Raw genomic sequence first — 9,651 nt, forward strand, 5'->3', positions numbered from 1 at the left:
ATATGAACCAACAAAATCCGATGATTTGGGGTCAGCCCACATTCGAGCAAAAACGACTGCTCCAAGCTGCTGTGGAAACCAGCGAAAAAGCGATTGCTTACTGGGAAGAATGGAGCGCCTCAGTCAATATTGAAACCCTAGATTCGGAATCATATCGCTTGCTGCCATTATTGTATCGAAATTTGTCCCAATACCATATCGGCGATCGCCCCTTGGCGAAGCTGAAAGGCGTGTATCGACGAACCTGGTGTGAAAACCAGGTGATTTTCAAAAAATTAACTGAAATATTACAAGAATTTGAAGCGGCAAGCATTCCCAGTCTCTTAATCAAAGATGCTGCTTTATGTTTGCTTTATTACTCCGATATTGGAGAGCGAACGATTCATAACTTTGAGATACTTGTCTGCGGGGAAGATGCGATAACCGCAATGAAAATCCTGTCGCGCATGGGGTGGAAACCTAAAAAACCCATCCCCGATCGCCTTTCTCCATCGGATTGTGTCTGGGAATTTACCACCCAATCCAATTTATCTTTAATGTTGCGCTGGCATTTATTTTGGGATGCCTTTGGCGAACCACTGGAAGAAACCTTTTGGCAAGGGGCCAGAAAAACTGCAGTGGGTGACACCTTCACCCATGTTTTGCACCCCACGGATCGATTATTTTATATTAGCGTAGCCGGCGGTTCCAGAACTCCCGTGGTGCCCTTAGTGCGGCTAGCCGATGCTTGCAGAATCCTGCAAGTGGATGGGGATGAAATTGATGGGGATGAATTGCGCGATCGCGTCAAAACCTTTCGCTTTATCCTCCCTTGGCAAAACTTTATCAAAGCCTTTGAAGATACCTTTCACGTACCGTTTGTCAATCCCACCGTTTCCACCAGCCAAACCTTAAGCGCTTCGCAATTTGAACGGCAAGAGTGGCGCTGCTTGCACTCCACTTCTCATTCCCCAATCAAGCGAGTGCTGAACAAGTATTTTACGTATCAAAGAAGGTTTGGAGCGCCGGAATACCGCGTCAATTGGGTAAAATTTTTCCGCACCTTAAAGACTTAGATTGCAGTGACAATCTTGCAGGGGAAAACTCCCGTGGGGGGAAAGTCTTTTATCGGATAGCCATCCGTAGAGAAGGTTATGGTAAACTAGAATGGGGAGACAGTGGGGAAATAATTCCCCTCGGTTTTGTTTCTCCTTCCTCGCTTGCACCCTGTCCAAATTCTAGATTGATTCCAAACAATGACCCATTCTTCTACGCCATCCGAGTTGTCTTTCCAGAGCAATACTCCCGAGGAAACCGCCCAGGTGAAATATGGGGAACGAGAGATTGAGGAAGGTAAATTAATTACCTTCCCCAATCCCCGTGTGGGAAGACGCTACGATATTCACATCACCTTGCCGGAATTTACCTGTAAATGTCCCTTTTCTGGCTATCCAGATTTTGCGACAATTTACCTAACTTACGTGCCTAACGAGCGGGTGGTGGAACTGAAGGCGATTAAGCTGTACATTAATAGTTACCGCGATCGCTACATTTCCCATGAAGAAGCCGTGAATCAAATTCTCGATGATTTTGTGGCTGCTTGCAACCCGTTAGATGCAACCATTAAAGCGGATTTCAACCCACGCGGAAACGTTCACACCGTCATCGAAGTTCGCCATCAAAAGTCCGAATAATCATAATACAATTTCCTGTTTTCTCGTTCCCAGCTCATGCTGGGAACGAACCATCCGAGTTCCGCCTCCTGCAAGAAACTACAATTTTTCCCAAAAAACATTAGTTTTGATTGGCGAAACGAGAAGAAGCGATCGCAGGTTCTCCCGGAGTGGAACCGCTTTCTAAATTATCCAACATTTCGAGAACTTCGCGCTCGAATGCCACTTGGGCGCGATTGGTTTTTCCGCCTACATAAAATTCCCCCTCTTTTTCCAGCGCCCAAACTTGGGAATGAGACACATAACTCATCACCACGCCCATCATTAACAATCCAAACCCGAGATAAACAATCGGGATGCCCGGATCTGCTTTAATTTGCAACCCAGTGCTGCCAATTAAATCCTTAACTTTTAGGGTAACGCCATTCACCTCAGTTGCCATTCCGGTGCGAAGCGAGGTAATCAGTTTACCATCAGAACCATAAATTAATACAGTGCCCTGTAAATCTTTGGCCACCACAGAAACCCCTTCGCTCAAATCCGGTTTAGTGGGAATCCAAGTGCCCCAAAATCGCCCGTTTCCATTGGTATTTAACTTCGCCATTGGAAGCTGAAAAATGGGGCTATTATTAAGCTGCACTTGTACTGCAGCAACGCCCCAATCGGTTTGATACATGGTCACGCCTTTGTAGCGCAGGGGTTTATTCACGTGAATGGTGGTGCGATCGCGCTGGTTTCCCTCTTCATCCAATACCGAAAGGTCAGAATAAAACTGGTCAATCGTCCCATCGGGCAGATAATCAATCCAAAATCGATTGACTTTCACCGCCCAATCTTGCGGCACTTGCGCCGCCGCCAAAGGTCCGGCATCGATAATATTTTGCACGCGAAATACTTGCCCACTCGGAACCATTTCCTGCGCCATAAATCCGGTGAGCGCGCCCCAAATTGCCCCAGCTAAAATAATTAACATGCTGGCGTGAACCAAAATCGGACCGATTTTCCCGATTAATCCTTTGCGCGCGTAGAGGGCGTCGCCTTCGCGAAACACCCGATAGCGGCGTTTTTTTAACAGGTTTTCCAATCCCTCTATCGTCCCGATTTTGACTTGGGCGCTGAGGGCTAATTTTTCAAATTGGCGCGGTTTCTGGTAGAATTTCCAGCGACGGGCTGCAGTTAAGGCGGGGAATTGATGGGTAAAGGTGCAGGCGGTTAAGCTAGACCCGAAGAGTACCAGGAGGGATAAAAACCACCAGGTGCGATAAACGCTATCGAGTCCCATGAACAGAATCACTTTCCAGGTTAAAAAGCCAAATAAGGCGGGGTTTTCTGGATAGTTGGATTGGTAATAGGCGAGGGATTGACCTTGTTCGATGACGGTTCCGGAGATGCTGAAGAATGCGATCGCGAGTAACAGGGCGATCGCCAAGCGCAAATCCCCCAAAAACCGCAATACCTGCTGGCGGAAAAACCGCTTCAAACTCGACCAGCCGTTCGCTACAGTAGAAACAGAAGAATTGTCACTTGTCATTAGTCTTTTCTAGTTTAGTTGTGATGCTTTACTCGGTCAGTAGAACCTTGTTGCTTTCGCGAAAAGAAGAATAAGAAATCCTGTCAAATTGCGCGCCGCCACGCTTTTCTATTACGCCACGGGAACGAGGCGAAATAACAGAGAAAATACGCCAAATCCGACTAACAGCGCCCCACTGACGGGGGTAATCCAAGCGGACCATCGGCGCATTTCCAGCAGTTTTTTCAAGGTAGCGGTGAAGGTGCCGGCTAAAATCAAAGGCGCGACATAACCGGCGGTGTAGGAAAGAAGCAGCGCGCCACCGAGGAGGGTATTTTGCGTCGCCGCCACCCAGGCGAGCAAGGTTGCTAAAACTGGAGTGCTACAGGGAGATGCTACTAACCCAAATGTCAGTCCCAAAAGATAGGACCGCACCCCATCAGGCACGGTTTTGGGGATAAAATCCATGCCATCAACGGAAGGAAGTTTTAGGGGCAATGCTTCCAGGAGATTGAGACCCATGAGAATGGCGATAATGCTGACAATAATCGGCAATCCGATGCCCACTTGTCCGTACACCTGGCCCAGGAAAGCGGCGAGAATGCCCAATCCGGCGAGGGTGGTGGCTAACCCCAGGGAAAACCAGGTGGACTGAGTGGCCGCTTGCAGGCGACTTTTTGCCTCATAGCCGCCGATATAGCCGATGGTAATCGGAAGCATGGACAACATGCAAGGGGTCAAACTGGTGAGCAAACCGGCGAGAAAAATAATCCCGACGCTAACCCAGGTGAGGTGACTTAGCTGGGTGGAGACGAGGGTATCGGCAAATTGTTGCAGTCGGTACAGTTGGGTTTGCACAGTATCTATCATGCTTTGGTTTTGCAGAACGCCCGATCTGAAGCAATTGTAACCTAAATGGGGATCCGGTGCTGGGATGGGCGATGGCGATGCAGGGGCGATCGCTTCGCAAGGAGGATGCAGGCGCGGTTAATTCTCGGAGAAATCAAGACCTGCGATCGCCTTTCCATTCGATAAAATAACACCATTACCCTTGTAAATACTCCGGCGAGGTTGCCCATGTCTGTCATACCTCAATCCCCTGTTTCCGAATTAAAAATTACCTGGCCCAAACTCCCAGATGACTTTGTACTCCCGGACGATCCTGTGGAAAATTCAGAACATCCTTTATTAGCGAACGCCTTGCGTCAATCCCTGCCTTCAGGATTAATAGAATCGGCTTTAATTACCAGCAATTTTGCCCTCTGTGCTGCAATTAATGACCGCTTTATTTGTAAAGCTCCCGATTGGATGTACGTTTGTCCCCTAGAACCTTGGCCCCATTCCGCTCCCCGTCGCAGCTATACCCCTCACACGGAAGGACCGGTTCCGTTAATCGTGATGGAATTTCTCTCCGACACCTATGGGGAAGAATATTCTATGGAGTTTCAACAGCGCATCGGCAAATGGTATTTTTACGAACAGGTAATTAAAGTGCCGATTTATGCTATTTTTCAGCCGCAAACCGCTCATTTAGAAGTTTACGCTTTAGAGTCGCAGGGCTATCAAGTTCAAACCACGAATGCAGCGGGTCGATATTGGATTCCCGGACTCGAATTAGAGTTGGGCGTCTGGGAGGGGACCCGCGATAACCGCACCGGCAATTGGTTGCGCTGGTGGAATGCTCAGGGAGAACTGCTCCTGTGGCCCGAAGAACTTGCGGAGGATGAGCGCCAGCGTGCGGACACTGAGCGCCAGCGTGCGGACACTGAGCGCCAGCGTGCGGACACTGAGCGCCAGCGTGCGGAACAACTGGCGCAACGGTTGCGGGAGTTGGGCGTGGATCCGGATAGTTGATGCTGGATTCGATTACCTCAAGGAAATGAGAGGTGCTTTATTCTCCCATTCATCCCGAATCTGCCTGTGAAAAGTCGGCTTTAAATTAGCCCGTTGATGCTAAGGATGGGGAGAATTGTTTTGCCCGAGGCGATCGCATAATTTGTCAGGCAAAGTCCTGCGATCGCCTCGATTTTTATTATTTGTGTCTCACAACACCAATACAATACAATATATAGACCCTCCTACCCTCGGCGGCGTCTTCTCGAAGCGGATCCGCGCCGATCGTGCAAGGAGACCACCTCAGCTTGACTGCTTTCGCGGGCGACGCGAATCAACATGCCGGCGCACATCAAACTGGCAATCATCGAACTGCCTCCATAGCTAAAAAACGGTAAGGGCAAGCCGGTGGTAGGTAGCGCCCCAGTTGCCACGCCAATATTGAGCAAAGACTGTCCGATGGTGACCACCATTGCCCCGATCGCCACTAACTGAAACACCATTTCTCGCGCTTTATACGCCACCAACAGGGCCACGGTGGCATAACTGCCCAGCAGCAGCATGAACATCATACTGCCGACAAATCCAAATTCTTCGGCAAACACGGCAAAGATAAAATCCGTATATTGAATCGGCAAGTAGAGCAGTTTTTGTTGCGACAGCCCAAAACCGGTGCCCAGGGTGCCACCGGATCCCACAGCGAGCAAACTTTGAATGAGCTGATATCCATCGCCGAAGCGATCGGACCAGGGATTTAAAAACGACATCACCCGCCGTCGCTGATATTCTTTCACGGTAATACTAATCAGGGCTAACATCACCCCACCCAAGGCGGTGCTCCCCAAATAATAAAATGGCAATCCCGCCCCTAGGGCAATCAACCATAAACTCATGCCACACAGGGCCGTGGTACTCAGGTTCGGTTGCAGCAAAATGCCGAACAGTACCGCCGCAAAAATCAATACCCAGGTGATGCGAACCCCCCACCGCAGACGGTTCCATTGCCCGAAAATCCTAGCCGCCTGTAAAATCAAAAAAGGTTTGATCAGTTCGGAGGGTTGAATCGGAATCGGTCCGACTTTCAGCCAGCGCGTCGCCCCGTTGACGGTGGTACCCACCCCGGGGACAATCGTCAGCAAAATCAACCCGAGGAAAATAATTACTCCCCAATCGGCAAATCGTTGAATGTAGCGCAGGGGGAAGTACACCAGAATATTGAAGCCAACTAAACCCAAGACAACCCAGATGAGTTGTCGTTTGAAGTAATAGAGTCCATCGCCAAAGTCGGCATTGGCGCTGGGGTAGGAGGCGGAGAAGAGTACCGCCAATCCCACAAACAGCCACAGGAATGTCAACCACCGCAACAAACGAGCTTCGATGGCCCACTCTTTGACGGCGGGGTCATAAATTGGAATCAGTAGGCGTTGCATATCAGGGGCGATCGCTGCAAAAGTTTAGTTCAGTATATTTTAATTTTCTCCGTTCCAACATGGTCTGAGAATGGGTGAATTGAAAATGAATAATTTTAAATTGATAATTGGTAATTTGCCCACACAAGCCGCCGCCTTTCCCCCTGAAAACGCAAAAAGAGGTCTTGGAGACCCCTTTTCCTCTGTATGGATAGCTGTAAAAGCTTTTTTCGTAGCCTGGGTAAAAATTACATTAAGCCGGTATTCATTCCGGGCTTGCCGGTGGCGAGTTGCACTTTGAGAATTTTGCCACCCATTTTCATAATCCGTTGCTGTTCTTTGAACCAGTTGTCGTAGGGCACCAGCTTGGTGAAATAGGTGTTTTGCAGTTCGCGCTGGGTGCGGATCCGCGTCTGACTGGGAACGCAGGCAGTCACCTTAAACATTCTCATGGGATTGTCTCTCCTGATTGGATTCGGAAAAATTTCTTATGTGAACGCGACTATTTTAATTCAAGGCAGGGAGTCGAGAGTCAATACTAGATCGCTAAAACTCAATTCATATGCCTGAACGAGCCTTTGACGAGCTAGCACTCACTCTGGACTTCCCTGACCTCAAAACAAGGGGAATTGGTTGTCTGAGTCCTTCTCAAGTTGCGCTCAACTCAGAAGTTAGAGGCGATCGCCTCCGACTCTCCAACCTCATCACTCAATAGTTAGCTCAAGCCAGAGCAGATGTAGTCGAAGTAAACGCCCATTTCTTTACCGGCGTCGGGACCGACTAAACCGGCGGTGACTTCTTTCATGGCTTGGATGGCTTGCACGGTTGCGCCGATGGGCACACCCAGGGAGTTGTAGGTTTCCTTCAACCCATTGAGCACGCGCTCGTCGAGAATGGAAGGATCGCCTGCCAGCATGGCGTAGGTGGAATAGCGCAGGTAGTAGTCGAGGTCGCGAATGCAAGCCGCATAGCGACGGGTGGTGTACATGTTGCCACCCGGACGGGTGACGTCAGAGTACAGCAGAGACTTGGCAACGGCTTCCTTCACGATGGTGGCGGCGTTGGCGCTGATGGTGGTTGCCGCGCGAACCCGCAGTTCGCCGGTTTGGAAGTAGCCCTTGAGCTTGTCAAGAGCGGCGTTGTCTAGGTACTTACCTTGAACGTCAGAGGAGTTAATAACGGCAGTGATTGCGTCTTGCATCTTTATGTTTCCTTAAACTGCGTAATCTGGGATGGTTTGCCTTGAACGAAGTAGTAGTGCCGAATCGCCCTACTGCATCGCACCGATAACGTAGTCGAAGTAGGAGCTAGCTTCTGCTGCGTCTTCCGCAGACAGCAGAGAACCCGCCACATTCTTCATGGCGCGGATTCCTTCCGCAACCGCTTCGATGGGGGTGCCCAGGGATTTGTACATCTCGCGCACGCCCACGATGCCGATTTCTTCGATCGGGGTCACGTCGCCCGCAACGATACCGTAGCTAATCAGGCGCAGATAGTAGTCCAAGTCGCGCAAGCAGGTGGCGGTCATTTCTTCGCCGTAGGCGTTTCCACCCGGAGACACCACGTCAGGACGCTTTTGGAACAGTTGGTCGCCCGCTTGCTTCACGATCCGCTCGCGAGATTCGCTCATAATTTGAGCGATGCGGACGCGACGTTCGCCAGTGGTGACGAAAGCTTTGATCCGATCCAGTTCGCCTGGGCTCAGGTAACGAGCCTCAGCATCGGCATTCACGATGGACTTCGTGACGATACTCATTAACGACTTCCTCCAACTTCTTTAGAGAGTGTATCCAGATTTGTAAGCTATGAAATCAGCTTTTTGCAACTCGGTGGCCGGGTCTGTGTCTTTAAGCTTTTTTACTTAAGCACTCAGGATCGGAAACCGGAGTCCCTTTCTCCTGAGCTGGCCCAGATGTCCCCTCAGTATTGTAAGGGAACTTGTGACACAAAAAAACACTGACTTCGGCAGGTTTTGCAAATACGGATATTTTGCAGCATGACGTTTACTTTCGCGACAGTTGCGTAACATTTTGTAATAAAAATCCTCATATTTTCCCCTCAATCCCCCTAAATTGAGTATTTTTACTCATGTTTTCCGGGGAAAATTGGCAACCTAGCTGAAATATTGCTGTTTGGCGATAAGCAATTTGCTACGCTTTCAGAGGATCCACCAGCGGCTCGCAACCCTTCCCACCCCCCCGATCGCGATCGCCCTCCCTCCGGCGATGATAAAATCCCCCCAAACCGATCTAGGGATTCTTTGAGAATTTCAGGACAATCACACCAACCTCACGGGTTGGGTGGCAAACTCGAAAGCCACCCTACAGGTCTATAACCGGATCCAGGCGATCGCTCCTGACCCAATCCGGAAACGCGATCGCCATTCCACTCGATTCATATCGCCCATGCAAGCCAATTCCTGACTCAGCCAACCGGGCAGGCACCGAATCGGTGAACAAGACTCTACCTCATCAATACAATATAAGAACCGCTATATTTCAGTGGGATGTGGCTTAATCCCCCAATAGCTCCACGGGGCGAAAGCGTCTCCATCCACACCTTCGCCCCGCAAGATTTCGGCTTATCGGGTCGATCCCCCACCAGGCGCTTGTCCGGCGATTTCCACTTCCAACCCATACCGATCGCTGTTGCCGCGTTTGACCCTAATTAGGAGAACTTTTTCCACTCCCTTGTTATTTTGCCGAATCTCGTTTCGGTTGACATGAATGTAGGTGGTCACCACTTGACGCCAAGCTGTCCATCCATCGGGGTTTTGGGCCGCGAGTCCCTTCGCGGACTTGCGGCATTCCGTCGGTTAACGGGATTGCCCAATTTCTGCCTATTTTGAAGGCTCCGCAAACTCTGCCAGTGAATAAGAGTTTTCTCATATGAGAGGAAGAAATCCCGAGTATTTGTGCTGCTTGAGTAGATCCAACTATTCTCATCGAAAAAAACTGTTGCTATTAAACTATAGTTTAAATCTAGCAGGGGTTGGCAAATTTGTCTAGTCCCGAAACACAATTCTTTACATTAGCAGCGCTCCCAACCTCCCAAAAGTAGAATTACTCATTCCAGAGGGGTCTTGGCAAAATTAGATATAGCAGGTCTCTTTCTTGATGCGATCCGCAACCGAATAGTCCCAACCGCGCAGGCACCGAAGCGATGAAAAAATGTTAAACTAAGCAATTCCGTCACCAGAACTACTCGTCTTCAGAACCGGACTTGAGATTTTCACCTCATCCGGCTC

At 49.7% G+C, this 9,651-nt stretch carries 13 protein-coding genes; 4 read left to right on the forward strand and 9 right to left on the reverse strand.

The genetic code is table 11. The annotated features are described in order from the left end of the window. Positions 1 to 2: 2 nt before the first annotated feature. Together AC0QH1_RS16870 and queF are read left to right on the forward strand one after the other, a co-directional pair. On the forward strand, positions 3 to 1,055 hold the full coding sequence (locus tag AC0QH1_RS16870) for a nucleotidyltransferase family protein (protein WP_324632389.1): 1,053 nt from the start codon (positions 3 to 5) through the stop codon (positions 1,053 to 1,055). 180 nt (positions 1,056 to 1,235) lie between these two features. Beyond that, complete coding sequence (gene queF, locus AC0QH1_RS16875; protein ID WP_324632390.1) at positions 1,236 to 1,673, forward strand: preQ(1) synthase; 438 nt, start codon at positions 1,236 to 1,238, stop codon at positions 1,671 to 1,673. A 100-nt stretch (positions 1,674 to 1,773) separates the two neighbouring features. On the opposite strand, the gene AC0QH1_RS16880 is transcribed toward queF, so the two are convergent. From AC0QH1_RS16880 to AC0QH1_RS16890, 3 genes are all read right to left on the reverse strand, one after another. Next, a complete protein-coding gene (locus tag AC0QH1_RS16880) occupies positions 1,774 to 3,183 on the reverse strand; it encodes a cytochrome c biogenesis protein (protein ID WP_324632391.1) in 1,410 nt (469 codons plus the stop codon). Between the two features lie 111 nt (positions 3,184 to 3,294). Beyond that, entirely contained in the window at positions 3,295 to 4,032 is a 738-nt protein-coding gene (locus AC0QH1_RS16885; protein ID WP_324632392.1) for a cytochrome c biogenesis protein CcdA, read from the reverse strand. Between the two features lie 41 nt (positions 4,033 to 4,073). Next, positions 4,074 to 4,250: a hypothetical protein gene (locus AC0QH1_RS16890; RefSeq protein ID WP_324632393.1), complete on the reverse strand. Its 177-nt coding sequence runs from the start codon at positions 4,248 to 4,250 to the stop codon at positions 4,074 to 4,076. On the opposite strand from AC0QH1_RS16890, the gene AC0QH1_RS16895 reads away from it, so the two are divergent. Then, on the forward strand, positions 4,240 to 5,016 hold the full coding sequence (locus tag AC0QH1_RS16895) for a Uma2 family endonuclease (RefSeq protein ID WP_324632394.1): 777 nt from the start codon (positions 4,240 to 4,242) through the stop codon (positions 5,014 to 5,016). The two genes, AC0QH1_RS16890 and AC0QH1_RS16895, sit on opposite strands and share 11 nt — an antisense overlap. A gap of 224 nt (positions 5,017 to 5,240) precedes the next feature. Here AC0QH1_RS16895 and AC0QH1_RS16900 read toward each other — a convergent pair whose 3' ends face one another. Both AC0QH1_RS16900 and AC0QH1_RS16905 read right to left on the reverse strand, forming a co-directional pair. Next, positions 5,241 to 6,425: an FtsW/RodA/SpoVE family cell cycle protein gene (locus AC0QH1_RS16900; RefSeq protein WP_324632395.1), complete on the reverse strand. Its 1,185-nt coding sequence runs from the start codon at positions 6,423 to 6,425 to the stop codon at positions 5,241 to 5,243. Between the two features lie 227 nt (positions 6,426 to 6,652). Beyond that, the gene (locus tag AC0QH1_RS16905) at positions 6,653 to 6,856 is read right to left on the reverse strand and encodes a phycobilisome linker polypeptide (RefSeq protein ID WP_324632396.1); all 204 of its coding nucleotides are present in this window, start codon (positions 6,854 to 6,856) and stop codon (positions 6,653 to 6,655) included. A 110-nt stretch (positions 6,857 to 6,966) separates the two neighbouring features. Here AC0QH1_RS16905 and AC0QH1_RS16910 point away from each other — a divergent pair, with 110 nt between their 5' ends. Further along, positions 6,967 to 7,119 (forward strand): hypothetical protein, encoded by a 153-nt coding sequence (locus AC0QH1_RS16910; protein ID WP_324632397.1) that lies wholly within the window; start codon positions 6,967 to 6,969, stop codon positions 7,117 to 7,119. On the opposite strand, the gene apcB is transcribed toward AC0QH1_RS16910, so the two are convergent. The 4 genes from apcB to AC0QH1_RS16930 all read right to left on the reverse strand — a co-directional run bounded on the left by apcB (position 7,120) and on the right by AC0QH1_RS16930 (position 9,147). Continuing rightward, positions 7,120 to 7,605: an allophycocyanin subunit beta gene (apcB, locus tag AC0QH1_RS16915; RefSeq protein WP_324632399.1), complete on the reverse strand. Its 486-nt coding sequence runs from the start codon at positions 7,603 to 7,605 to the stop codon at positions 7,120 to 7,122. It abuts the gene before it with no gap. Between the two features lie 69 nt (positions 7,606 to 7,674). After that, positions 7,675 to 8,160: an allophycocyanin subunit alpha gene (gene apcA, locus AC0QH1_RS16920; protein WP_324632400.1), complete on the reverse strand. Its 486-nt coding sequence runs from the start codon at positions 8,158 to 8,160 to the stop codon at positions 7,675 to 7,677. A gap of 565 nt (positions 8,161 to 8,725) precedes the next feature. Beyond that, positions 8,726 to 8,863, reverse strand: a complete 138-nt coding sequence (locus AC0QH1_RS16925; protein WP_324632401.1) for a hypothetical protein — start codon at positions 8,861 to 8,863, stop codon at positions 8,726 to 8,728. A 122-nt stretch (positions 8,864 to 8,985) separates the two neighbouring features. Further along, positions 8,986 to 9,147 (reverse strand): hypothetical protein, encoded by a 162-nt coding sequence (locus tag AC0QH1_RS16930; protein ID WP_324632403.1) that lies wholly within the window; start codon positions 9,145 to 9,147, stop codon positions 8,986 to 8,988. Positions 9,148 to 9,651: the final 504 nt, after the last annotated feature.

Source organism: Phormidium sp. CCY1219 (genome assembly GCF_055795085.1).